The 25,923-nt window shown below is 31.8% G+C and carries 25 protein-coding genes; 18 read left to right on the top strand and 7 right to left on the bottom strand.

The window, feature by feature from the left end; translation table 11 throughout:
- Positions 1-54: 54 nt before the first annotated feature.
- From Q0822_RS11965 to Q0822_RS12005, 9 genes are all read left to right on the top strand, one after another.
- The gene (locus Q0822_RS11965) at positions 55-507 is read left to right on the top strand and encodes a transcriptional repressor (protein ID WP_299123911.1); all 453 of its coding nucleotides are present in this window, start codon (positions 55-57) and stop codon (positions 505-507) included.
- A 13-nt stretch (positions 508-520) separates the two neighbouring features.
- Positions 521-1,801 carry an adenylosuccinate synthase gene (locus Q0822_RS11970; RefSeq protein ID WP_299123913.1) on the top strand — a complete coding sequence of 427 codons (1,281 nt, stop codon included), beginning with the start codon at positions 521-523 and terminating at the stop codon, positions 1,799-1,801.
- An 86-nt stretch (positions 1,802-1,887) separates the two neighbouring features.
- Positions 1,888-3,720, top strand: coding sequence for an OstA-like protein (locus Q0822_RS11975; RefSeq protein ID WP_299123915.1), 1,833 nt, complete (start codon positions 1,888-1,890; stop codon positions 3,718-3,720).
- Positions 3,721-3,727: 7 nt separating this feature from the next.
- On the top strand, positions 3,728-4,903 hold the full coding sequence (locus Q0822_RS11980; RefSeq protein WP_299123917.1) for an aspartate aminotransferase family protein: 1,176 nt from the start codon (positions 3,728-3,730) through the stop codon (positions 4,901-4,903).
- Between the two features lie 161 nt (positions 4,904-5,064).
- On the top strand, positions 5,065-6,471 hold the full coding sequence (locus Q0822_RS11985) for a tetratricopeptide repeat protein (protein ID WP_299123919.1): 1,407 nt from the start codon (positions 5,065-5,067) through the stop codon (positions 6,469-6,471).
- Between the two features lie 37 nt (positions 6,472-6,508).
- A complete protein-coding gene (locus Q0822_RS11990) occupies positions 6,509-7,477 on the top strand; it encodes a DUF368 domain-containing protein (RefSeq protein ID WP_299123921.1) in 969 nt (322 codons plus the stop codon).
- Complete coding sequence (locus Q0822_RS11995) at positions 7,477-8,496, top strand: DUF368 domain-containing protein (protein WP_299123923.1); 1,020 nt, start codon at positions 7,477-7,479, stop codon at positions 8,494-8,496. Before Q0822_RS11990 ends, Q0822_RS11995 begins: the two co-directional genes overlap by 1 nt.
- On the top strand, positions 8,465-9,226 hold the full coding sequence (locus Q0822_RS12000) for a shikimate dehydrogenase (protein ID WP_299123925.1): 762 nt from the start codon (positions 8,465-8,467) through the stop codon (positions 9,224-9,226). The genes Q0822_RS11995 and Q0822_RS12000 overlap by 32 nt, the downstream gene beginning before the upstream one ends.
- Positions 9,227-9,317: 91 nt before the next feature.
- Positions 9,318-11,354, top strand: coding sequence for a DUF349 domain-containing protein (locus Q0822_RS12005; protein ID WP_299123927.1), 2,037 nt, complete (start codon positions 9,318-9,320; stop codon positions 11,352-11,354).
- 317 nt (positions 11,355-11,671) lie between these two features.
- Here Q0822_RS12005 and mazG read toward each other — a convergent pair whose 3' ends face one another.
- The 4 genes from mazG to ruvX are packed head-to-tail and all read right to left on the bottom strand — an operon-like array spanning position 11,672 to position 13,929.
- Positions 11,672-12,445, bottom strand: coding sequence for a nucleoside triphosphate pyrophosphohydrolase (gene mazG, locus Q0822_RS12010; RefSeq protein ID WP_299123929.1), 774 nt, complete (start codon positions 12,443-12,445; stop codon positions 11,672-11,674).
- Between the two features lie 2 nt (positions 12,446-12,447).
- Positions 12,448-12,876, bottom strand: a complete 429-nt coding sequence (locus tag Q0822_RS12015; RefSeq protein ID WP_299123931.1) for a DUF5606 domain-containing protein — start codon at positions 12,874-12,876, stop codon at positions 12,448-12,450.
- A 10-nt stretch (positions 12,877-12,886) separates the two neighbouring features.
- Entirely contained in the window at positions 12,887-13,477 is a 591-nt protein-coding gene (def, locus tag Q0822_RS12020) for a peptide deformylase (RefSeq protein WP_299123933.1), read from the bottom strand.
- A gap of 38 nt (positions 13,478-13,515) precedes the next feature.
- A complete protein-coding gene (gene ruvX / locus Q0822_RS12025) occupies positions 13,516-13,929 on the bottom strand; it encodes a Holliday junction resolvase RuvX (protein ID WP_299123935.1) in 414 nt (137 codons plus the stop codon).
- A 394-nt stretch (positions 13,930-14,323) separates the two neighbouring features.
- Here ruvX and Q0822_RS12030 point away from each other — a divergent pair, with 394 nt between their 5' ends.
- Positions 14,324-15,139 carry a 2,3,4,5-tetrahydropyridine-2,6-dicarboxylate N-succinyltransferase gene (locus Q0822_RS12030; RefSeq protein ID WP_299123937.1) on the top strand — a complete coding sequence of 272 codons (816 nt, stop codon included), beginning with the start codon at positions 14,324-14,326 and terminating at the stop codon, positions 15,137-15,139.
- Between the two features lie 3 nt (positions 15,140-15,142).
- Here Q0822_RS12030 and Q0822_RS12035 read toward each other — a convergent pair whose 3' ends face one another.
- Together Q0822_RS12035 and Q0822_RS12040 are read right to left on the bottom strand one after the other, a co-directional pair.
- Positions 15,143-15,889, bottom strand: coding sequence for a glycosyltransferase family 2 protein (locus Q0822_RS12035; RefSeq protein WP_299123938.1), 747 nt, complete (start codon positions 15,887-15,889; stop codon positions 15,143-15,145).
- Positions 15,890-15,939: 50 nt separating this feature from the next.
- Positions 15,940-16,944, bottom strand: coding sequence for a glycosyltransferase family 52 (locus Q0822_RS12040; protein ID WP_299123939.1), 1,005 nt, complete (start codon positions 16,942-16,944; stop codon positions 15,940-15,942).
- A 271-nt stretch (positions 16,945-17,215) separates the two neighbouring features.
- Here Q0822_RS12040 and Q0822_RS12045 point away from each other — a divergent pair, with 271 nt between their 5' ends.
- Positions 17,216-17,977: a glycosyltransferase family 2 protein gene (locus tag Q0822_RS12045; protein WP_299123940.1), complete on the top strand. Its 762-nt coding sequence runs from the start codon at positions 17,216-17,218 to the stop codon at positions 17,975-17,977.
- Here the strand turns inward: Q0822_RS12045 and Q0822_RS12050 are convergent.
- Positions 17,974-18,744, bottom strand: coding sequence for a lipopolysaccharide kinase InaA family protein (locus Q0822_RS12050; RefSeq protein WP_299123943.1), 771 nt, complete (start codon positions 18,742-18,744; stop codon positions 17,974-17,976). The genes Q0822_RS12045 and Q0822_RS12050 overlap by 4 nt on opposite strands.
- A gap of 224 nt (positions 18,745-18,968) precedes the next feature.
- Between Q0822_RS12050 and Q0822_RS12055 the strand changes: the two genes are divergently transcribed.
- From Q0822_RS12055 to Q0822_RS12085, 7 genes are read left to right on the top strand one after another with little or no spacing between them, the layout of a single operon-like run.
- A complete protein-coding gene (locus Q0822_RS12055; RefSeq protein WP_299123945.1) occupies positions 18,969-20,156 on the top strand; it encodes a UDP-N-acetylglucosamine 4,6-dehydratase in 1,188 nt (395 codons plus the stop codon).
- Positions 20,157-20,159: 3 nt separating this feature from the next.
- Complete coding sequence (locus Q0822_RS12060; RefSeq protein ID WP_299123947.1) at positions 20,160-21,299, top strand: LegC family aminotransferase; 1,140 nt, start codon at positions 20,160-20,162, stop codon at positions 21,297-21,299.
- 10 nt (positions 21,300-21,309) lie between these two features.
- The gene (locus Q0822_RS12065; protein ID WP_299123949.1) at positions 21,310-21,960 is read left to right on the top strand and encodes an acetyltransferase; all 651 of its coding nucleotides are present in this window, start codon (positions 21,310-21,312) and stop codon (positions 21,958-21,960) included.
- On the top strand, positions 21,953-22,954 hold the full coding sequence (gene neuB / locus Q0822_RS12070; RefSeq protein ID WP_299123951.1) for an N-acetylneuraminate synthase: 1,002 nt from the start codon (positions 21,953-21,955) through the stop codon (positions 22,952-22,954). Before Q0822_RS12065 ends, neuB begins: the two co-directional genes overlap by 8 nt.
- Complete coding sequence (gene neuC, locus Q0822_RS12075; RefSeq protein ID WP_299123953.1) at positions 22,951-24,108, top strand: UDP-N-acetylglucosamine 2-epimerase; 1,158 nt, start codon at positions 22,951-22,953, stop codon at positions 24,106-24,108. Before neuB ends, neuC begins: the two co-directional genes overlap by 4 nt.
- A 9-nt stretch (positions 24,109-24,117) precedes the next feature.
- Positions 24,118-25,155 carry a nucleotidyltransferase family protein gene (locus Q0822_RS12080; RefSeq protein WP_299123955.1) on the top strand — a complete coding sequence of 346 codons (1,038 nt, stop codon included), beginning with the start codon at positions 24,118-24,120 and terminating at the stop codon, positions 25,153-25,155.
- Position 25,156: 1 nt separating this feature from the next.
- On the top strand, positions 25,157-25,837 hold the full coding sequence (locus tag Q0822_RS12085; protein WP_299123957.1) for an acylneuraminate cytidylyltransferase family protein: 681 nt from the start codon (positions 25,157-25,159) through the stop codon (positions 25,835-25,837).
- Positions 25,838-25,923 lie beyond the last annotated feature (86 nt).

Raw genomic sequence — 25,923 nt, forward strand, 5'->3', positions numbered from 1 at the left:
GCTGTTTTTTATCATTAATATGCTATTAAATTTACTTAAATTTGCGTCTTAATTATGAATGCAACTAAAGAAGAAAGTAATCAAGAAATTGTAAAGCGTGTATTTACTCAATTCCTTGAAGAAAAGGGTCACAGAAAAACACCTGAGCGTTACGCTATACTTCAAGAAATTTATGATAGTGAAGAACATTTTGATATAGAATCCCTCTATATTAAAATGAAAAACAAAAATTATCGTGTAAGTAGAGCAACGTTATACAATACTATTGAATTGCTATTGGAATGTTCATTAGTTCGTAAGCATCAATTCGGTCAGAATCAGGCACATTACGAAAAATCTTATTTTGATAAAAATCATGATCATGTCATTCTCACAGATACAGGAGAAGTTATCGAATTTTGTGATCCTCGAATTCAATCCATCAAAAAAACCATAGAAGAGGTTTTTGATATACAAATAACTAATCATTCACTATATTTTTACGGCAACCGTAAAAAAGACGACTAACTAATTTTTTAAAATGGCAGTAGATTTACTACTTGGATTACAATGGGGAGATGAAGGCAAAGGAAAAATTGTCGATGTATTTACCTCTAAATACGATATTATTGCACGCTTTCAAGGTGGCCCAAATGCAGGCCATACTTTAGTCTTTAATGGCAGAAAGCACGTATTACATACGATACCTTCCGGAATTTTTCATGATAATACTGTAAACCTTGTTGGTAATGGTGTCGTTATCGATCCTGTTATTTTCAAAAAGGAACTAGACAAACTAGACGAGCAAAATGTAGACTACAGAAAATCGCTCTGTATATCTCGCAAAGCACATATAATTTTACCAACACACCGTTTATTAGATGCTGCAAGTGAAGCTTCTAAAGGCAAAGCAAAAATAGGTTCTACATTAAAAGGTATTGGTCCAACATATATGGACAAAACTGGTAGAAATGGTATCAGAGTTGGTGATATTGAATTAGCAGATTGGAAAGATAAATACAGAGCTTTAGCAGATAAGCATGAAGCAATGATCGCATTCTACAACGTGGATATTCAATATGATTTAGATGAATTAGAAGCTGATTTCTTTAATGCTATTGAGACTTTGAAAAGTTTAAAATTTATTGATTCAGAAGAATTTATTCATCAAGCACAGGCCTCAGGAAAATCTATTTTAGCAGAAGGTGCACAAGGCTCTTTATTAGATATTGACTTTGGAACTTATCCATTCGTCACCTCTTCAAATACTACTGCTGCAGGAGCATGCACAGGTTTAGGTGTTGCACCAAGTCAAATTGGTGAGGTTTTTGGAATTTTTAAAGCTTATACAACACGTGTAGGTTCTGGGCCATTTCCAACAGAATTGTTCGACAAAGATGGTGAGACGATGGCTAGAGTTGGTAACGAATTCGGTGCCACAACTGGCCGTCCAAGAAGATGTGGTTGGTTAGATTTAGTCGCTTTGCGTTATGCCTGCCAAGTAAATGGTGTTACTCAACTTATAATGATGAAAGGTGATGTGCTTTCAGGATTTAAAACCTTGAAAGTATGTACAACATATAAATATAAAGGTGAAGAAATTACGCATCTGCCATATAACATTGAAGAAGAAAATGTGACTCCAATTTACACCGAAGTGAAAGGTTGGGCAGAAGACCTAACTGGGATGACTGAAGCATCAGAATTACCTGAAAATCTGAATGCCTATGTAGAGTTCTTAGAAAAAGAGCTTAACATTCCTATTACAATTGTTTCTGTAGGACCAGATCGTAAGCAGACCATTGTGAGAAAAACTGTATAGTTTCTAATCTCTAGATTCTGTTAAAAAAACTGTTAACTCGTACTAAAGCAAAACTATAAATGTTATTTTGTATAAAATATTTTGCTTTGAATCCATTAAAGAATCTTCTTTTTCTACTTTGTTTTAGTATTGCATCACTATGTTTTGCGCAAAAGCAAACGATAACAGTTAAATATTCCGGTTCGTTATCCTCAGATCCTGATATTGAAGATGGAGCTAAAGTTTTTCTAAGAGATAAATCGCAACAAGTGCATTTTATTCATAAAGGTGCAGATGTTTTCTGCGATAAAGCTATTTACTACGAAGACCAAGATTATCTCGAAGCCTTCAGCAATGTGGTAATGAAACAAGGAGACTCCATTAATATGACTGCGAAATATGTAGAATATAGTGGAAAAACACAAATGGCTTTTGCACGAGGTGATGTAGTATTAACAGAACCTCAGTCTGTATTAACCACTGATAAACTCTATTACGACAGAAACCGGCAACTTGCATATTATGATACTAAAGGGAAAGTAGTAAGAGATTCTTCTGGTACTATCACAAGTCAGATTGGTCGCTATTACATGGCGGCCAGCAAATATCAGTTTACTCAAGATGTTGTGCTCGTTAATCCTCAATATACATTAAACACAGAACGTCTTGATTTTTTTACAGAAAATGGTCATGCTTATCTTTTTGGACCTTCAACAATAGTCGGAGAAACTAGTAAAGTCTATTGTGAACGTGGTTTTTACAACACGAATAATGATATTGGTCATTTTCAGCGTAATGCCAAAATAGACTATGATAATCGAACTGTGGAAGGAGATAGCATATATTTTGATAGAAATAAAAGTTTCGCATCTGCAACCAATAACATTACGGTTACTGACACTATCAATAAGAGTATTGTTAGAGGACATTATGCTGAAGTCTGGAGAGCTAAAGATTCCATATTTATTACTAAACGGGCTTTAGCGATAACGGTTCAAGAAAAAGATTCAGTTTACTTACATTCGGATACCTTAATGGTAACTGGCAACGCTGAAAATCGTATTACGCGAGCTTATTACAATGCTAAATTGTACAAAAGTGATTTAGCCGGAAAATCAGATTCCATTCATGTAAATCATAAAACAGGATTAACTCAAATGATTAATTTGAGCCGGTTCAGCTCAACAGATGCCTTTGCTACTAAACGAAAACCTGTACTTTGGAATTTAGGTAATCAAATGACTGGAGATACCATCCATGTAATTTCTAATATAGAAACAGAGCAGTTAGATTCGCTCAAAGTTTTCAATAATGCGTTTCTGGTAAATAAAGATACGTTGAGTGAAGATGGCTATAATCAAATAAAAGGGCAACGGTTGATTGGACTTTTTAGAGATAATGAACTCTATAACGTTGATATTATTAAAAATGCAGAAGTCATCTATTATTCAAGAAATGCTGAAAATGAATTAGTCGGTATCAATAAATCTAAATCTGGAAGTATTAATATAAAAATTGAAGAACAGGCTATTGAAGAAATAAGGCTCATTCAACAAATAGATGGCCAGTTATTTCCTGAATCCCAGTTTCCTAAAAGTGGAAAGCGATTTAGAGGTTTTGATTGGAGAGGAGAAGAACGGCCAATGTCTGTCGAAGATCTGTTTAAAGATGATCCACCTTTAATACTTCCAAAAATTAAAGGATTAGAAGACTATGTCCCACCAGAAGAATTTATTGATGATAGTGTAAACGAGCGTATTGAAGAGGCTGGTAAAGCCACACCTAATAAGCCTAATAAAGCAGCCAGAAATTTACCAACACAACCTTCATTTCCACTACCTTTAAAACCAAAGTTAGAAGCTACTGATACAATTAAAAAACCTTCAAAAGGTACCCTAAAGGAAGCTATAAAGGTTAAAGAAAAAACCAAAGATCAATAATTGGTTTATGCAAGATGATTTCTTTAAATACCAAGCACAGACCACACCACATCCTTTGGCAATGGAGATTAGTCATGCCAAAGGTTCTTATATCTATGACACAAAAGGTAAAGCCTATCTCGATTTTGTAGCTGGTGTTTCTGCTTGTAGTTTAGGTCATTCACACCCAAAAGTAGTAAACGCAGTTAAGGAACAATTAGATAAATATCTTCACGTCATGGTTTACGGAGAATACATCCAAGAACCAGCTCTTGAGCTGTCTAAATTGCTAGCCAAACACTTACCAAAACCATTAGAGACAACTTATTTAGTCAATTCTGGTACTGAGGCGATAGAAGGTAGTATTAAATTGGCAAGGCGATTCACAGGAAGATCTGAAATAATTTCGGCAAAAAACGCATATCATGGTAATACAATGGGCTCCTTAAGTCTAATGGATTATGAAGAGCGCAAAGAACCGTTTTTACCACTCATTCCAGATATAAAACATATCACATTTAATTGCGAATTTTGCCTACGACAGATAACGAAACAAACAGCAGCTGTAATCTTAGAAACCATTCAAGGTGGCGCTGGTTTTATTGAACCTACAAATAATTATCTATACAAAGTACAACAACGTTGTAATGACGTAGGTGCTGTCTTTATTCTAGATGAAATTCAACCTGGAATCGGAAGAACAGGAAAACTGTTTGGATTTGAAAATTATAACTGCCGACCAGATATTGTTGTTACTGGGAAAGGTTTAGGTGGAGGTTTGCCCATTGGAGCATTTACAGCTTCTAAAAAAATGATGGATTCTTTGAGTGACAATCCCAAACTTGGTCACATTACAACTTTTGGTGGAAATCCTGTAATTGCAGCAGCAGCTTTAGCAACTTTAACAGAAATAACGACTTCTAATGTAATGGCTGAAGCACTAGAGAAAGAACAATTAATTAGACAACATCTTCAACATAAACACATTAAAGAGATCAGAGGTCGAGGTTTAATGCTAGCTGCTTTTACTGAAAGTGTAGAAATTACAAATGAGGTAATTATGCGTTGTCAAGACCAAGGTTTAGTTCTTTTTTGGTTGCTTTTTGAACCTACAGCTATCCGAATTACACCTCCTTTAACAATTTCTGAAGACGAAATCGTCAAAGGTTGCCAGATAATATCTTCAGTTTTAGATTCTATTTAACCTACTCATAATTATTTTAATTTCTTGATATTCAGAATTTAATATACCTCAGTGTAAAGTGAAATTTTAATGTTAACTATTTTGTTAAAAACAATAAATCAAAAATCTATGTAATGTGAACGATAAGATTAATTTTATTCTAGTGAATTTCTAAACCGCTTATGAATTACAGTCACGAAGACGAAAATTTTCCGCTTACCCGATTTGAATCGATGTTAAAGACAAATGATATTTTGTTTTTCGATTCAAGTGAATTCGAAAACATCATACACCACTATCTTGAAAACGGAAAGATTGCTTTGTCTAAGCGTGCTATAAAATTAGGTTTAGAACAACACCCAACATCTATAAATCTTAGACTTTTTCAAGTAGAAATATTAGTAATTGAGAATAAATTTACGGAGGCCGATGATCTACTTGACATGCTTCATGATTTAGAGCCTACAAATGAAGAAATTTTTATTCAAAAAGCTAACGTATTGTCTAAACAAGATGAGCATGCCAAAGCAATAGACACATTGTTAATTGCTATCAGCATGTCTAGTACTCCAGAGGATGACGCAGATTTATACGCTTTGGTTGGTATGGAATATTTATTCTTAGACCAATTTGATAATGCCATTGTGTATTTCAAAAAATGCCTAGAGGTAGATACTACTGACTATTCTGCTCTGCACAACATTGTGTACTGCTTTGACTTTTTAAACAAAAATGAGGAGGCAATAGAATATCTAAATGAATTTTTGGACAAAAATCCATATTGCGAAGTTGCATGGCATCAATTAGGCCGTCAATATTTTACCATAAAAGATTACGCTAAAGCCAACTCTGCATTTGATTTTGCAATCATTTCGGATGATACTTTTGTAGGAGCTTATATCGAAAAAGGTAAAGTGCTCGAAAAGCTCAAAAAATATGACGACGCCATAGAAAATTATAAAATAACTTTGGCTTTAGATGATCCTACATCATTTGCCTTGCTGCGTATTGGGTTTTGTTATGATAAATTAGGAAAAGAGGATTTAGCTATCCAATTTTTAAAAAAGACAATAGATGAAGATCCATTGCTTGATAGAGGTTGGATTGCCATTACTAAGTTTTACATGAAACGCCTTAATTATCAAAAAGCTTTATATTATATTAACAAGGCAGTAACAATCGATGGCGACAATGTGGTGTATTGGAAGCTATATGCAACAGTCAATAAGCGTTTAAATTTTCTTGAAGAAGCAGAACGTGGCTACAAACGTAGCTTAGAATTAGGAAATTATGAATTAGATACTTGGATAGAAAGAACTGATATATTAACGTCTTTGGGTGAATATGAAGCTGCCATTTATAATTTGATTCAAGCCACAGAATTCTATCCAGAAAATGCCGAAATTGAATACCGTTTAGGAGGCTTATATTTTACTATTCACCAAGCAGAAGAAGGGCGTTTTCATCTCAAGAATGCAGTTCAACTAAATATTGATTATAGTTTTATCATTTCAGAATTATTTCCAAATCTAGAAAACAAGCCAATGGTTAAGGCTATAATTTCAGATTCTAAAAAGACTTCCAACTAAAAAAATCCATACCTTAGCGATTCTTATTTTTAAAAGAATGCACAGACGATTTATAGATTACTTATTCATAATATTTAAGGGAATTGCCATGGGAGCAGCAGATGTTGTACCTGGCGTGTCTGGTGGAACAATTGCTTTTATCTCTGGTATTTACGAAGAACTTATCGAAAGTATTGATAAGATAAATCTCGGTGTTTTTAAAGTTTGGAAAAAAGAAGGTTTCAAAATAGCTTGGAAATCTATTAATGGAAATTTTTTACTGGCTCTATTTTCTGGTATTGCAATTAGTATTCTATCACTGGCAAAATTAATAAAATGGTTATTACACAATGAGCCTGTACTGCTCTGGTCGTTCTTTTTTGGATTAGTTTTAGCAAGTATATTGTATATAGCTAAACAAGTTAAAGGTTGGTCTATAAAAATCATTTTAGCAATAATAGTTACTTCTATTTTATCATATTTTATAACATTAGCAGAACCTTTTGCTTCACCAGAAAGTCCCTTTTACTTATTATTTTGTGGATTCATCGCCATTATAGCAATGATTTTACCTGGTGTTTCTGGAGCTTTTATTCTATTAATTTTAGGAGCCTATCAAACTGCAATTGACACCATTAATAATCTAATGGAGGGATTAACCACTGGAAACATGTCCCTTTTTAAAGATGCATTTCTAAAATTTATTTTACTTGCTATTGGTGCAGTAATTGGATTAAAGGTGTTCTCAAAAGCACTGAATTGGATGTTTAAACATCACAAAAATCTAACCTTAGCCATTTTAACTGGTTTTATGATTGGTTCACTAAACAAGATTTGGCCATGGAAAAAAATTTTAAAAACGCGTGTAAATTCTAAAGGCGAAGAAGTAACGCTATTAGATAAAAGTATTCTCCCCTCATCTTACGATGGGGATAACCAAATTGTTATGGCAATAATTTTTATTGTTATTGGTTTTGCAACAATTCTTATTTTAGAAGGTTTAGGCAAGCAAAAAAACAACGTATAATGCAAAGCACTAGAACCTTTACAGATCGCGTATTTCTGGTCATAAAAGGTTTGGCTATGGGAGCTGCCAATAAGGTTCCTGGTGTTTCTGGTGGTGTTGTAGCGTTTGTAGCTGGCTTTTACCAAGAGTTCATTTATTCACTTCAGCGAGTCAACAAAACAGCATTTAAACTTTTATTTAATGGACGATTTAAAAGTTTTTACCGCTATATTAATGGTAAATTTCTAGCACTCCTCTTCTTAGGAATGATTGTCAGTTATTTTAGTGTCTCAAAAATTCTAGATTATCTCATCGTTCATTACGAACTATATGTTTGGAGTACGTTTTTCGGAATGATTTTAGGCTCTATTTATTATATAAGTAAAGATTTTGGGGAATGGAATAAAAAAACTATTACAGCACTAATCCTTGGAGCAATTGTAGGTGTTAGTATTAGTTTCCTAGATCCTGCAACCGAAAATGACAATCTCTTTTTCGTTTTTTTCTGTGGTATTATTAGTGTTTCAGGTATGACACTTCCTGGCTTTTCTGGTTCTTTTATTCTAATCCTTCTTGGTAATTATGTATTACTTCTTGTGGATTCTGTAAATGCACTATACGATACCATTTCTGATATTTTTAGTGGAGATTTTGAGTTCATCCGTAATGAGGCACGACTTCAAATGCTGAAAGTCTTAGCGGCATTTACTTTTGGTTCAGTAACAGGATTAGTTACCTTTTCTCATATTCTAAACTATATCTTAAAAAATTATAAGAACATTACTTTGGCGACCATAGTAGGATTCATTATCGGGTCCTTAGGAGTGGTTTGGCCTTGGAAAAAAACGATTTATAAAATAAATACAGATGGATCTCATATCTTAGATTCTACTGGAAAACAAATTGTTGAAAACTACCAACGTTTTTTCCCAGATTTCAATACTCAAACTTATATAGCAATTGCTTATATTGCCCTAGGAATCCTCATAGTTTTAGCATTAGAATGGTATGGACAACGCACAAGACAACTCAAAGTTTAAATTCGGACTCGTAGGTAGAGATATCTCTTACTCTTTCTCAAGAGGATATTTTGCTGATAAGTTTAAAGAGGAAAACTTAGCACATTCTTATGTGAATTTTGATTTACAATCCATCGACGAACTTGAAGACATCATAAAAAACACCTCTAATTTAAAAGGATTAAATGTTACTATTCCATACAAAGAGGAAGTCATGCCAATACTCAATAGCTTAAATAAAAAAGCAAAAAAAATTGGAGCCGTAAATACCATCAGAATTACATCAAGTAAAAAATTAATTGGTTATAATACTGATTTCTATGGTTTCAAAAATTCAATACAACCCCATTTAAAAAAATATCATAAGCGTGCCCTTATTTTAGGTACAGGAGGAGCTTCAAAAGCTATTGCCTATGCGCTTAAAAAACTAAAGATTGAGTACAACTACGTCTCGCGATCTAAAAAGAAAGGTGTTGCTTATTTGTATTCAGACTTAACAAATGAGATTGTTTCAGCCCATTCAATAATTATCAACTGCACACCAATTGGCACCTTTCCAAAGATAAATGAGTGTCCAGACATTCCATATGATGCTATAACAAAAAAGCACATTCTTTACGATCTTATTTACAATCCAGAAAAAACTAAATTTTTGAATAATGGAGAACTAAAAGGTGCTACAATTATTAATGGCTTAGAGATGTTGAAATTACAAGCAGAAAAGTCTTGGGAAATCTGGAATAAGTCTTAAAACTCTTACAAGAATCTAAGTGATAACAGCATTTGCATTCATATTTGCGCATTTGTCACTATCTTTAACCACCTATAAAAAAATTTGACACATGTCTGAGAATGATATCCTGCCAGAAGCAGATGGAAAAAAAGAAGTAGAATCTAAAGAAACTACCACCACAGAAAAAACTACAGAAGTAGAAACTAACAATGAAGTTGAGTCAACGCCTGAAGAAGTTGTTGAAGAAGCTACTAATGAAATTGAGTCCAAAACTGAAGACACTAAAGAAGTTGAGCCAGTTGAAAATGAATCTGAAGTTGAAAATGAGTCTGAAGTCGAAAAAACTACAGATGACCATGTCGATGAAATAGAAGCTTCAAATGCTGAAGACGCAGAGGATGAATCTAATGCAGAGCGCCATACAGTTGAACAAAAAGATTACCATGCCATGACCATGGATCAATTGGTAACGGAATTCAATAGATTACTAAAGCATCATAAAATTCAAACAATTTCAAAACACGTTAATGAAATTAAAGGTGAGTTTAATGCAAAATTTGGTGAACTCTTAGATGAGAAAAAAGAGGAATTTATTACTAATGGTGGTAACGAAATAGATTTCTATTATACTAACGATACCAAAAAGTTATTTAATACACTTTATAAAGAGTATAAGCAATCTATAAATGCTTATTACAAAGAAAGAGAACAAAATCTTAAGCAAAATCTAGAAAATCGATTGGCCATTATTGAAGACATTAAAGGATTGCTTAATGTTGAAGAAAACATGGGCACAACCTATAAACACTTCAAAGAATTACAAGAAAAATGGCGCAATGCTGGCCCGATTCCAAGAGATAAATATAATAATGCTTGGAATACCTATCATCACCATGTAGAGCGTTTTTACGACTTCTTGCATCTCAATAATGATTTGCGAGACATGGATTTTAAGCACAACTATGAACAAAAATTAAAAATCATAGAACGTGCAGAAGAGTTAGCTAAAGATGAGAATACCAACCGCTCGTTTAGAGAACTTCAAGTTTTACACAAACTATGGAAAGAAGAACTCGGACCTGTTGGTAAGGAGCATAGAGAAGAAATTTGGGAACGTTTTAGTAATGCCACCAAAGCTATACACGATAAGCGCCAAGCGTATTATGCTGATATGGACAAAGCGCACGAAAAAAATCTTGAGCGTAAAGAAGAGATTATTGCGCAGATTAATGCTGTAAACGAAGACAGTAATAGTTCGCATAGTGCTTGGCAGAAAAAAATAAAGACCATTGAAAAACTTCGTCAAGACTTTTTTAATGCTGGAAAAGTCCCTATAAAAGTTAACGAAGCGACTTGGGCAAAATTTAAGGAAGCTGTAAGAACTTTTAATCGTAGTAAGAATCAATTCTATAAAGATTTAAAGAAAGATCAGTACGAAAATCTTAACAAGAAAAAAGAATTAATTAAAATTGCTGAAGACAATAAGGATAGTGAAGATTTTAAAACCGTTACTCCTTTAATGAAAAAAATTCAGACCGACTGGAAAAAAATTGGTCATGTACCAAGAAGAGATAGTGATAAAATCTGGAAACAATTTAAAGGAGCTTGTAATCATTATTTTGACAGAATGCATGCTGAACGCAAGTCTGAAAACCAACATTTATATGATGCATTTGATAAAAAAGTAAAACTTCTTGACGATTTAAAAGCATTGAAGCTAACTGAAGATTCAAAAGCGGATATAAAAACATTACAAGATAAAATCTCTGAGTGGAAAGCTATTGGTTATGTACCGCAGAACAAACGATATATTGACGGAAAATTCTACAAAGCCATTGATGATGCTTTCGATAAGTTGAAAATGGATAAATCGAAGTTAGAAATGATAAAGTTTGATAGCAAACTTGAAAATTTAACTAATCCTGAAGACACAAGATTATTAGATAACGAACAAAACTTTATCCGCAAAAAAATAGGTGAAGTACAATCTGAAATTACACAGTTAGAGAATAATCTTCAGTTTTTCTCTAATGTAGATTCTGATAACCCACTAGTTAAAGATGTACATAAAAACATTGCTAATCATAAAAAAGAATTAGATACTTGGAAAGCAAAGTTGACTAAGGTACGTAAAATGTATTCTTAAAAACATAAAGTAATACCAAATCAAAACCCATCTACTTTCTGCAGATGGGTTTTGCCCTAACTAAACTAAATTAACCTTAATTACAACCGCTTAAAATAATAATTAAGATCTCCTACTAAGATTATAAAAACGTTTTTTGTTTTTATATACAGTATTTACGTAGGAAAATTACTTTTGGATGTTTTAGCATTAAATTTTTGAAAGTTTTAACAAATTGTTGGATATTTTTTTAAAAAAGCAGTGGCTTTTTTATGATACCTGCGAATACAGAATTCAATGATAATCCTATAATAAATCGGATTTCTATATTTAATGCATTATAATGATTTTGCCTCTTCCCAAAATACATCCATCTCTTTAAGTGTCATATCTTGTAATGATTTATTTAAGTTTTTGGCTTTGCTTTCAAGATACTGAAAGCGTTTAATGAATTTTTTATTGGTACGTTCTAAAGCATTTTCAGGATTAACTTTAAGAAAACGTGCATAATTTATCATAGAAAATAGTACATCACCGAATTCACTTTCAATTTTATCTTTATCTCCTTTAGCTATTTCAGCTTTTAATTCAGCGAGCTCCTCCTCTACTTTTTCAAAAACTTGTTCTGGATGTTCCCAATCAAAACCAACTCCGGCCACTTTATCTTGTATGCGATTAGCTTTTACCATAGCTGGTAAACTTTTTGGCACACCTTGAAGCACGCTTTTCTTACCTTCTTTAAGCTTTAGTTGCTCCCAATTTCGTTTAACATCCTCTTCATTTTCAACTATTACGTCTCCGTAAATATGAGGATGGCGATCAATGAGTTTATCACATATACTATGACATACATCTGCAATATCAAAGTTATTGGTTTCACTTCCTATTTTAGCATAGAACACAATGTGTAGTAATACATCTCCCAATTCTTTTTTAACCTCATCCAAATCATTATCTAGTATAGCATCACCAAGTTCGTAAACTTCTTCAATAGTTAAATGACGTAATGATTCTAGGGTTTGCTTTTTATCCCATGGACACTGCTCTCGCAACTCGTCCATTATTATTAACAAACGTTCAAAGGCTTCTAATTGAGATGTTTTATTTGACATGTTTATTCTTCCTCAGAAGTATCTTCATCGTTTTTAGACTCTTCTAAAGCATCTAAAAGATTATTCTTTTGAAGTAAATTATACCATTGCACAACCTTTTTTATATCGGAAGGATATACTCTGTCTTCATCATAATCTGGCAATACTTCGAAGAAAAATTCTTCTAAAGTATCTTTACCATCCTTATGACTAATCGCTGTTGGTTTTCCACCTTCTTTTTCCTTTACTTTTTTAAGAACATCTCTTAAAGGCACTTCTTCAGTTAAGGTATAAATAGCGATTTCGCTTAGAATACTAATGTTACTGTGTGCTCCAACTGTAATGCGTTTTTTATCTATTAACGATTCTACAACAGCACCTGTTCTGGTCTGTGTAACAATTTGGTACAATCCTGGTTTCCCAGAAATGGATAAAATTTTGTCTAAACTCATATATATTGTATTAACGCTTTCTACTCATAGCAGGAAAACGCATTTTGTAATCAATTTTAATCTTACCCTTAGAAATATTAGTAAGCTTACCTTTTATCAAACGCTTTTTAAATGATGATAGTTTATCCGTAAATAAAATGCCTTCAATATGATCATATTCATGTTGAATTACTCTTGCGATTAAACCGTCATATTCTTCAACATGTATTTCAAAATTTTCATCTTGATATTGAATTTTAATCTTTGGTTGTCTAAAAACATCTTCCCTTACATCTGGAATACTTAAACAGCCTTCATTAAAAGCCCACTCATCACCTTCTTCTTCAATAATTTGAGCATTAATAAACGTTTTTTTGAAGTTTTTCATTTGCTCTCTTTCCTTTTCGGAAAGATTTTCATCGTCAGAAAATGGTTCTGTATCTACTAAAAATATACGAATAGGTAAACCAATTTGAGGAGCAGCTAAACCTACACCGTATGCACCATACATAGTTTCGTACATGTTTTCGATAAGCTCATTTAGTTTAGGATAATCCTTATCTATTTCCTTGGCTTTCTTTTTTAAAACGGCATCGCCATAGGCAACGATTGGTAAAATCATGTTTTATTTATTTTCGAGTGCAAAAATACAATTCTTATTTAAGATTGTGAAGCCAAATAACTCTGTAGTATAAGTGTTGCGCTAATTTCATCAACCAATGCCTTATTCTGACGTTGTTTTTTCTTTAGACCGCTATCAATCATAGTTTGAAATGCCATTTTGGATGTGAAACGTTCATCAACACGTGCAACTGGAATATGAGGGATTGATTTAGCCAATTTTTCTAAAAATTCTTGAATATAGACCTCACTTTCTGAAGCAGTATTATCCATTTGCTTTGGCAAACCAACGACAAATTTATCTACATTTTCTGAAGATATATAGTTCTTTAAGAATACTAGTAGTTCTTTAGTATCAATAGTTGTTAGTCCAGATGCAATGATTTGCATTTCGTCAGTTACAGCGATACCAGTTCGCTTTGTGCCATAATCTATCGCTAAAATTCGTGCCATATTTTGCAAAGATACAAGAAGTTACCTTCTAACAATAAAAAACGCTTCCTGATTAATAGGAAGCGCTCTTAGTAGTCAATTTTAATTAAGTTAAGATTTATTACCCTCTAAATAAGTAAATCTTGTTAATTGCTTATAAGACACAAAAAATATTCACAGGTCACTTTTGCAACCCAATTTTGTAAAAAAGAGAAAACTCCTCAATCTTAAGGGGAGAGGAGTTTTCGAAATTAGCTATTAATTAAATTCTCAGATAAAGTTATTAGAAATAAACTATCATCGATTCAATCATTATTAAGACACAATCTTTTTTAATAGGTCACATTTTTTTAAAAAAGAATTTTAGCTTCAGTTATTATAGAAGTATCTTTGGTGCATAAATCTTATCGTATACATGAAACAATTACAATCCGTTATAGAAAATGCTTGGGAAGATCGTTCTCAATTGAAAAACAGAGTTACTGTAGATGCTATTAGAAGTGTTATTGATTTAATTGATGCTGGTACATTGAGAGTTGCAGAACCTACTGTTAATGGCTGGCAAGTTAATGAGTGGGTAAAGAAAGCCGTTGTACTATATTTCCCAATTCAGAAAATGGAAACTTTTGAAGTTGGTATTTTTGAGTATCATGATAAAATTCCTTTAAAACGAAACTATGCAGATAAAGGTATACGAGTGGTTCCTCACGCAGTAGCAAGACATGGAGCTTATATTTCTTCTGGCACTATTTTAATGCCGAGTTACGTCAATATTGGTGCTTATGTGGATGAAGGCACTATGGTAGATACTTGGGCTACAGTTGGTAGCTGTGCTCAAATAGGGAAAAACGTACACCTTTCTGGAGGTGTTGGTATTGGCGGTGTTTTAGAACCTTTACAAGCTTCGCCAGTGATTATTGAAGATGGTGCTTTTATTGGAAGTCGTTGTATTGTTGTTGAAGGTGTCCGCGTAGAAAAAGAAGCCGTTTTGGGAGCTAATGTAGTATTGACAATGAGTACAAAAATTATAGATGTAACTGGTGATGAACCTGTTGAAACGAAAGGAGTCGTTCCTGCACGTTCTGTAGTAATTCCTGGAAGTTATACTAAAAAATTTAAGGCTGGGGAATTTCAAGTACCTTGTGCATTGATTATTGGAAAACGTAAAGAAAGTACAGATAAGAAGACATCACTAAATGATGCTTTACGGGAGTATGATGTAGCGGTTTAATCTTTATTTCTGTCGTTGTAATTTTAGAAGTTTAGCGTATTTCGTATAGGAAAAAAAACCCTGTATTAATGCAAATGTTAGACCGTCTAAACCATTAAAAATTCCACGTTTAAAAATATAACACCTAAGAAATGCAACAGTTCCATTTAATATAGGTTTAAAACTGCTAATTCTTTTACCTTGGTTGAATAACTGATTAGCGTGCCATGTAGAATATTGATTTTTCTTGGCAATAATTTGATCTAGTGAACTCCATCCGTAATGCAAGATATGAACAGGTACTTTCTTTTCTTTAGTAGCAATAATTTTTTGATGCACTTTAGAGGGTGAAGGTGTCGCTGTTAACTTATTAAAAAAACGAACTTTGTAGTCTGGATACCAACCCGAAAAATCTATTAACTGATCCCCTAGAAAATTTTTAACCCTAAAAGAAAACGCATCGAAATCTTGATTTAAATAAGCTTTACTTTCTAAAAAATTCTGAGCATCTTCATCTAAAAATTCATCGGCATCTAAATTTAGAATCCAATCGTTTTTACAATACTGTAAACCATGGGTTCGCTGTGGACCATCGCCTAAAAAAGCTTGAGAAATAACTTTGGCACCTTTTTCTTCTGCAATAGTAACTGTATTATCTTTGCTTAACGAATCTACCACTATTACTTCATTGCACACTTTAAACAATGCATCAATACAGTCGCCTATATTTTTTTCTTCATTGTATGTTATTACTAAACCACTTATTGCCATTTTCTCCTAATCGTTACATGTATCGTCTTACTATTAATTACATCTTTTTTTTATTTATAGACTTCACTAGCTTGCTCATGATAAAACACTTTTTGGTTGCAATATTTTAAATGACCTAAGGCTGATGAGTGATAGGTATAACCTATTTCAAAATTGAAATCTTCACTTAAATTAAAGATTTCTAGCGGAAATAATCTTGGCATTAAAATTAATGAGTCTCCAAAAATTTTATAATAATCAGTTTTTTCGCGCGGATGTGTCTTAAGATAAACTTTATAATCTTGTTTATTAGCATCTTCGACCATAGACTTGTAAATATCAATTTTTTTATTTTCTGACATTAAGTCCATTTCAGACAGTGGCTGGGTGATTATTAATGCTTTTTTCTCATTTACCAAATTTAAATTATGATCTAAAAACGCATTGACTACATTTAATTTCTCTGTTTTTGTTAATCCATTTTCTAACGCTTCAATATCTAATTTTTTTACTTTATCTTTTAATACTTCATCAAAGACTTTCTCTGGATATTGTACTAAAAATTCTTTTACTTGCTCATCATGTCCTTTTAATAGTGGAAATCTTGTGATATATTTTCTGTTAAATATTCTAGTTTTTGACAGTTTTCTTTCATAGGCACTCAAGCCATCTTCATGCATTCGCATAAAATTATCTGGATACTTAATTATAAAGTAAGCACGCGAGCGGTTAATCTCGAATAAATTCAACTCTGAATTTAAAAAGAAATCTTTATTCGCTAATAACTGTGGATTATTTGCTTCAATACGCATTTTTAATGCTTTTGCTCTATTAAAGACATAATCAAAAAAACCAATTTTATTTTTTAAATCTACTATTATGCTATAGGCCTTTATTGGCACTACGGCTTCAAAAGCATCAATTTTATTTAATTTTGGTAGTAACTGTTCTCCATCTTCAATCTTATCTGTAATAAAAACCAACCGACTCTTATAGCCTAATTTTTTATACTTATACGCCTCTAAAATAGACAAGTAAATATGGTATGTGGTACAACATACGAATGTTTGGTTCATATTAATCTTTTATTTAATTCCAAAAATACTTAATTTATACCAACAACGATAAAGTGTATAATATTAGATTATGATAAAAGCAAGTAATAACATTGCTAGTGTATTTTAAAACATAACTATTTAGAGATTATCGGTTTTTGAGATTTTTTATAAAATAGTTTAAGTTGATATACAATAATTTCGCTTCAGAGTAATATAAAATTGTGCACTTACAATTCTTAATTATACATAACTTCAAAAATGCTATTTTTACCGAACAATAAGTTTAAGAATGATAAAATACTCTGGTGTTATAATAACCTATAATGAAGAACGCTATATTGAAACTTGTATTGAGTCAATTATTAATGTAGTGGACGAAATCATTATTGTGGACTCCTACTCTACTGATAATACTAAAAGTATCTGCGAAAAGTATAATGTCACTTTTATTGAGCAAGAATTTTTAGGCTATATAGAACAGAAAAATTTTGCGCTATCAAAAGCCAAATATGACTATATAGTTTCATTAGATGGTGATGAGTCATTATCTAAAGCACTCCAAAAGTCGATTTTAGAATTAAAAAAAGATTGGCAATATGATGGTTATTATTGTAATAGATTAAATAATTTTTGTGGTCAATGGATTAAGCATTCTGATTGGTATCCAAATAAAAAATTACGTGTTTTTGATCGCAGAAAAGCAGAATGGAAAGGTATTAATCCTCATGATAAAATTAAGCTAACAGAGGAAGCAACAAAAGCTGGAAAGCTAGAGGGTGACATTTTACACCTTACATACCAGTCATATTCAGAGTTTAATTTAAAAATGGAAAAATTTTCCTCAATTTCAGCCGATTCATATTATAAACTCGGTAAAAAAGCTCCACTTTTTAAGATTTTCTGGAACCCTTTTTGGGCATTCTTTAAAGCCTACTTTTTAAGACTTGGTTTCTTAGATGGATTTAATGGTTTTGTTATTAGTTATCAAACAGGTCATCTTACATTTTTGAAATATTCAAAATTGCGCGAACTTTATAAAATGAACAGTTAAGACCTCTTCTTCCAAAACTTGAGCTTGTTTTTTAATCGACGTCGTCTCCAAAAGCGATCCTGAAAATCTTGCGTATCTTTCCACATTAAATTAAATACTTTTTCGTAAGGTTCATTACAACATTTAGCATATTCATCACTTACGATTTTAACCATAGATTCATGAGTATTTAACTTAGCAAAGTTCTTAATACGCTCATTTAAATCCATAACTTTAAATTCCATTCTATTAAGGTCTACCAAATAAAAGCTATAGTTATTATCTGTTATTTTAATTAATGTATTACCAGGCGAATGATCTAAAAACTTAACATTATTTTCATGAAGCTGAAATGTGAATCTGGTAAATGCTCTTAAAATTTCTTCATGATTTGGATAATTTAAATCTGTTGTCAATTCTCTGTAGGTTATATCACAATCTAAGTGCTCTGAGATGTAATAACTTTTTTTAAATAGAAAAGGAGTTTTAAATTCATAATATGCAATTGGCTGTGGCGTACCTATATTTAAGTCTTTTAGCTTATTAGCATATTCAAAAGAGCGTTGGGCTTTACTTTTTCTAAAAAATTTATAAGCAATTTGATTTACAAGATTGGGAATTCTAAATGACTTAACGTTAAGCGTACTATCTTCTAGCTTAAATAACTTTAACGAATTGCGCTCTTGGTTTCCAAAAGACTGACCTTTAATGTCGAAATAGGTAATAATATCATCTAAAAAAACATCATGCGCTTTAAAATTCTCATGTATTTTTCTTGTTCTTTGCACTTTATAATTCTACTTTTTGAGTACACAAATATAATGTGAATTATCAATACATATTCACCCCATAACTAATTCAGTTTTATCTATAAAGTTTTAAATGATTATAGTTTACCATTTGAAAAAAGAATGAAAATACACATCTTTGGATTCGGAAGGTTAAATGAAAGTTGTTTTACATATCCTCATTACCAAACATTATAGTATTTTTACCCTAAATCAGAATTTTTATGCAAATTTTAGAGCTTATTGGTAGACAAAAAGAACTCTTTGTAGCAGATATTGAAACTCACCAAGAGCAACTGAAAACTATTGTTTCATCTTCTAAGTTTTTAGTTATCGGAGGTGCTGGTTCTATTGGCCAAGCTGTGACTAAAGAGATTTTTAAACGTAATCCAAAAAAATTACATGTTGTAGATATAAGCGAGAACAATCTAGTTGAACTTGTCAGAGATATTCGGAGTTCATTAGGTTATATAGATGGTGATTTTAAAACTTTTGGTTTAGATATTGGTTCTATAGAGTACGATACTTTTATAAAATCTGATGGACAATATGATTATGTGCTAAATCTTTCTGCTTTAAAGCATGTAAGAAGCGAAAAAGACCCTTTTACATTAATGAGAATGATTGATGTAAATATTATTAATACCGATAAAACTATTCAACAGTCCATAGACAACGGAGTTAAAAAATATTTCTGTGTTTCAACAGATAAAGCAGCAAATCCTGTAAATATGATGGGTGCTTCTAAGCGTATTATGGAAATGTTTTTGATGCGAAAAAGTAAAGATATTTCTATTTCCACAGCACGTTTTGCTAATGTTGCATTTTCTGATGGTTCTTTACTCCATGGATTTGATCAACGTATAAAAAAACAACAACCCATAGTAGCACCTAATGACATTAAACGCTATTTTGTAATTCCCAAGGAATCTGGTGAATTATGCTTAATGTCTTGCATCTTTGGTGAGAATAGAGATATATTTTTTCCTAAGCTTAATGAATCATTACATCTTATTAGTTTTGCAGATATTGCTATAAAGTATATAAAATCGTTGGGTTACGAACCGCATTTATGTAATAGCGAAGATGAGGCTAGAACATTGGCTAAAACTTTACCACAACAAGGAAAATGGCCTTGCTTATTCACAAAAAGTGATACGACTGGAGAAAAAGATTTTGAAGAGTTTTTTACTGATAACGAAACTCTAGATATGGATAGTTTTATCAATTTAGGGGTTATAAAAAATGAGTTACACATTAATTATGAAAAACTAAAGTTTTTCGAAAACACCATTAAAGATTTAAAGGCAAGTAAGTCCTGGAAAAAAGAAGACTTAACCGAATTATTCTTTAAAATGATTCCAGATTTTAGGCATAAAGAAACTGGAAAATATCTAGACCATAAAATGTAATTGATGTACCAAGATATTATTAAATTTATTCGAGAAATCTACGATACCGATAACTTTATTCCACTACATGAACCTAGATTTAGAGGTAATGAAAAAAAATACCTCAACGAATGTATAGATTCTACTTTCGTTTCAAGTGTTGGTAAATTTGTAGATCAATTTGAAGCTTCTGTCGCTAAGTTTACAGGCTCTAAATATGCAGTCGCAACCGTAAACGGAACTGCTGCTCTGCACATAGGTTTATTACTAGCTGATGTAAAATCTAATGATGAAGTTATAACACAACCTCTAACATTTGTTGCCACTGCAAATGCAATAAGTTACTGCAACGCACATCCAGTTTTTGTTGATGTTGATATTGATACAATGGGTTTATCACCAGAAAAACTTAAAAATTTCTTAGAGAAAAACACTTCAATTATAAATGGAAAATGTATTAATAATTCAACTAAACGAATTATTAAAGCTGTTGTACCAATGCACACTTTTGGCTTACCTATGCGAATAGCTGAAGTTGTAGAAATTTGCAATTCGTTTCATATAAACGTAGTGGAAGATGCTGCCGAATCTTTAGGGAGCTATAATGATAATAAACACACAGGGACTTTTGGTTTAATTGGCACATTAAGTTTTAATGGTAATAAAACAATTACTACAGGTGGTGGAGGTATGTTAATTACAAATGACCGTATACTAGCAGAACAAGCTAAATATATAACCACAACTGCAAAAGTGCCACATCCTTGGGAATACCATCATGATATGACTGCTTATAATTACCGTTTACCAAATCTTAATGCAGCATTAGGTTGCGCACAGATGGAATCCTTACCTAACTTTTTGAAAGCTAAACAGAAACTTGCAAGAAAATACAGCTCGCTTTTTAAGAAAAAAGAAAAAATACACTTTAGAGAACCCCTTGCAAAAAGCACTTCAAATTTTTGGCTAAATGCTATTGAATTAGAAAGCTTAGAAAAAAGAAATGAATTTTTAAAAATAACTAATGATGAAGGTGTAATGACAAGACCCATCTGGAAACTCATGAATTCTTTACCTATGCATTCAACTGCACAATGCGGTAATCTTGATAATTCTACATATTTAGAAAATAGAATCGTAAATTTACCTAGTAGTGTTATTTAAAAAATCATAAATGAAATCTACCTATATAGTTGGAGCAAGCGGAGCAGCAAAAGAAATATTCTTGCTCCTAAAAACTATTAATAACGTTGAACATGTATTCGACTTTAAAGGTTTTATTGATTTAAATCCAAAAGAATCGACACTTAGTATTGGAAAAAATAAATTCAATATTTTTAATGAAGTTGACTTTCTTAAGAGTCAAAAAGAGTCATGCAATATTATATTTGGTATTGCTTTTCCTGAGCGTTCAAAATTAATAATGGAAAAATATAAGTCGTATTCAAATTTTAGTTTTCCAAATTTGATTCATCCTCAAGTTAATAAAGACGAATCTGTTACTATTGGAATTGGTAATATAATTTGTGATGCTGTAGTTCTCACAGTAGATATAACAATTGGGAATTTTAATTTGATTAACAGAGGTGTTCATATTGGACATGATGTTACCATTGGAAATCATAACGTGATTAATCCTTGTACTGTCGTTTCTGGCGGAGTTACAATTAATAATTTGAATTTAATTGGTACTCATGCAACAATTCTTCAATACTTAGATATTGACTCAAGTAATATTGTTGGAGCAGGTGCAGTAGTTACTAAATCTATTTCAAACAATAACACCGTCATTGGAATACCCGCAAAATCTATTAACAATGGGTAGTACTTTAATCATCGCAGAAGCAGGAGTCAATCATAATGGCAATATAGATTTGGCAAAACAATTAATTGATGTTGCTGCTGAAGCTGGAGTTGATTACGTTAAGTTTCAAACGTTTAAATCGCAAAAGCTGGTTAGTAAAAATGCTCAAAAAGCGAATTATCAAAAAGAGAATACAAATAACAGTAATGAATCGCAACTAAAAATGCTTCAAAAATTAGAGCTTAGTGAAGCAGACCATCTAGATTTGATTGCCTATTGTAAATCAAAAAATATTAAGTTTTTATCTACTGCATTTGATTTAGAAAGCATTGACTTTCTCCACAAACTGAGTATTGATTTATTTAAGATTCCTTCTGGTGAACTCACAAATTATCCTTATTTAGAAAAAATCGGAAGCTTAGGAAAACCTATTATTATTTCAACAGGTATGGCTTCTCTAAAAGAAATTGGTGATGCAATCAAGGTTGTAACGGAAAATGGAGCTTCGCAAAAAGATATAACAGTTTTACACTGTAATACAGAATATCCAACCCCTATGGAAGATGTTAATCTTAATGCAATGCAAACCATTGCAAATAAATATAGTGTACCCTTCGGCTATTCTGACCACACCTTAGGTATTGAAGTGCCGATTGCTGCAGTTGCAATGGGAGCGACTGTTATAGAAAAACATTTTACTTTAGATAAAACCTTATCAGGACCAGATCATAAGGCGTCTTTAGATCCTCAAGAACTTATAGCAATGGTAAAGGCAATACGCAATATTGAAAATGCTTTAGGGCAAAAAGAAAAAGAGCCTACTCCAAGTGAACTAAAAAATAAAATAGTTGCTCGTAAAAGTATCGTTGCAAGCACTCACATAAAAAAGGGTGATATTTTAACTAAAAATAATATAACAACCAAAAGACCTGGTAATGGAATCTCTGCTATGCAGTGGCCCAATATAATAGGTACAATTGCAACAAAAGATTATGACGAAGATGATTTAATATGAAGAAAACAATTGCCGTAATAACAGGAACCAGAGCAGAATATGGTCTTTTGAAACCATTAATTACTGCATTGCATAACGATAGCAACATAACTATGCAATTGTTGGTCACTGGGATGCATTTATCAAGCATACATGGCAATACCATTAATGAAATTAAGACAGACAGATTTGAGATTACAACGAAAATAAATAGTCATTTAAAAGATGACTCCTCAATTGGTATTTCATTATCCATTGCAGAAACAATTAAAGGTTTTTCAGAAGCTTTTGAAAAGCTAAATCCAGATTTAATAGTTGTTCTTGGTGATCGTTCTGAGATTTTTGCTGCTGCTATTGCTGCAACTGTAAAAGGTATTCCAATTGCTCATATTCATGGTGGCGAAACAACTGAAGGTGCTTATGATGAAGCTTTTAGACATTCAATTACAAAAATGAGTCATTGGCATTTTACGGCTACGCAAACTTATAAAAAACGAGTTATTCAACTAGGTGAACAACCTAATTCTGTTTTTAATGTTGGTGCTATTGGTATTGATAGTATAACCCATTTAGACTTAATGTCTAAACAAGAATTTGAGGCTTCAATCGATTTTAAGTTGAACAAAAGGAATGTTCTAATTACATTTCATCCTGTTACCTTAGAAAATAAAACCTCTGAACTTCAGTTTAAAGAACTGCTTTTAGCTTTGGACAAATTAGAGAATACAACTTTAATTTTTACAAAACCAAATTCAGATAAGGATGGAAGAATAATAATTAGATTAACAGATGATTATGTTACTAAACATCCTAATAAAGCAGTTGCCTTTAAATCTTTAGGGCAATTACGTTATCTATCTGCATTGAAATATATGGATGTTGTGGTTGGTAATTCTTCTAGCGGAATTATTGAAGTGCCACTATTTAAAATTCCTACTATAAATATTGGAGATAGACAAAAAGGAAGATTGATGCCAGCAAGTGTTATAAATTGCAAGCCAGGTAAAGTCTCGATAACTAAAGCATTAGAAAAATCATTCTCATTAGAGTTTTTAAATTCAATTAAAGACTTACCCAATGATTACGGTAATGGGACAGCCACTAAACAGATTATGGAGATCATTACTAAAAATCCTATTCCAGAAATTAAGAAATCTTTTTTTGATCTAAAATAAAGTAATAAAATGTCTGAACAATATATCATACATACTAAAACAACTATAAAGGAAGCACTTGTAGAACTAGATAAGTCTTTAGGAAAAGCACTATTTATTGTTGATAAGAACAATAAAGTATTAGGAAGCCTTTCTGATGGAGATATAAGACGTGCTCTTATTAATGGACATTCTATAGAAGAACCAGCTATTGATATTGCTCATAAAAACTTTAAGTTTATTCAACAAAATACAACTAAAAAGGAAGAGCTCGAACAGTTTAAAGCCAATAAAATCACTTTAATTCCCATATTAAATACTAATATGGAATTGGTGAAAATCATTGATATTTCACAGGTTAAAGCCATGCTTCCTTTAGATGCAGTAATTATGGCTGGTGGCAAAGGGTCGAGGTTAATGCCGCTTACAGAAAAAACACCCAAACCTTTATTAAAAGTTGGTGGAAAACCTATAATAAAACACAATACAGATCGTTTAGCATCTTATGGCATTAGAAATATAAATATTACTCTCAACTATTTAGGAGAACAAATCGTTAAATTTTACGATGAAAATAATGAACATCAACTTCACCTAAATTACATCACAGAAGATAAACCATTAGGAACTATAGGTGCACTTAAACTTATTGAGAATTTTGAGAATGATTATATTCTATTAATGAATTCTGACTTGCTTACCAATGCCGATTTTGAAGATATTTTTAATAATTTTCTACTTAAAGAAGGAGATGCATTAATTGCAACTATTCCTTATAAAGTAAACATTCCATATGGTGTTGTAGAAACAAATGAGGATTACGTTGTTGATTTAAGAGAAAAGCCATCTTACACTTACTATTCTAATGCTGGGATTTATATTTTCAAAAAAGAATGTTTAGAGTACGTTCCTAAGGGTGAATTTTTTAACGCAACAGATTTAATTGATATACTTTTAAAAAATGAAAAAAAAGTTATCAATTATCCCATATTAAGTTATTGGTTAGATATTGGTAAGCACGAAGATTATGAAAAAGCACAAGAGGATATTAAACATATAAGACTATAATATGAAGTTTTTAGTCATTATAACCGCAAGAGGTGGTAGCAAAGGTATTCCAAAGAAGAATATTAAACTACTTAACGGTAAACCTTTAATTCAATATAGTATTGATGTCGCTAAGGAAATAGCTAATCTAGAGGATATATGTTTTACTTCAGATAGTGATGAAATTATTGATGTTGCTAAAAAGCTAGGGTTAAAAGTAGAATTTAAAAGACCAGAAAAACTGGCAACAGATACTGCGAATTCTCAAGATGTGATGTTACATGCATTAGAAACCTATGAGAAACTAAATGATCAGATTTATGATGCCATTATCTTATTACAACCAACCTCACCTTTTAGAACATTACAACAAATAAAAAATTGTGTTGCCTTATATACTAATGATATAGACATGGTTGTATCTGTAAAAGCAGCATCTGGAAATCCTTATTACAATTTGTTTGAAGAAGAAAATGGGTATTTAGAACCTTCAAAAAAAGGAAGCTTTACAAGGCGGCAAGATTGTCCTGAAGTATGGGAATTTAATGGTGCTATTTATGTGATAAACTGTAAATCAATTAGAAACAACAAAATAAAAGAGTTTTCTAAAATCAAAAAATATGTAATGTCTGAAGAAACTTCAATTGATATTGACACTCAATTGGATTGGAATATTGCCGAATTTTATCTTCAAAATTATTAGAAAAAAGCATAGCGTAAAAAGCTCACATTCTGCTTTAATACCTTCCATTCATGCCTTATCTTTGCAAAACCTATTTTTTAAATAAA

The sequence above is a fragment of the uncultured Winogradskyella sp. genome (genome assembly GCF_947496485.1).
Classification (GTDB): Bacteria; Bacteroidota; Bacteroidia; order Flavobacteriales; family Flavobacteriaceae; genus Winogradskyella.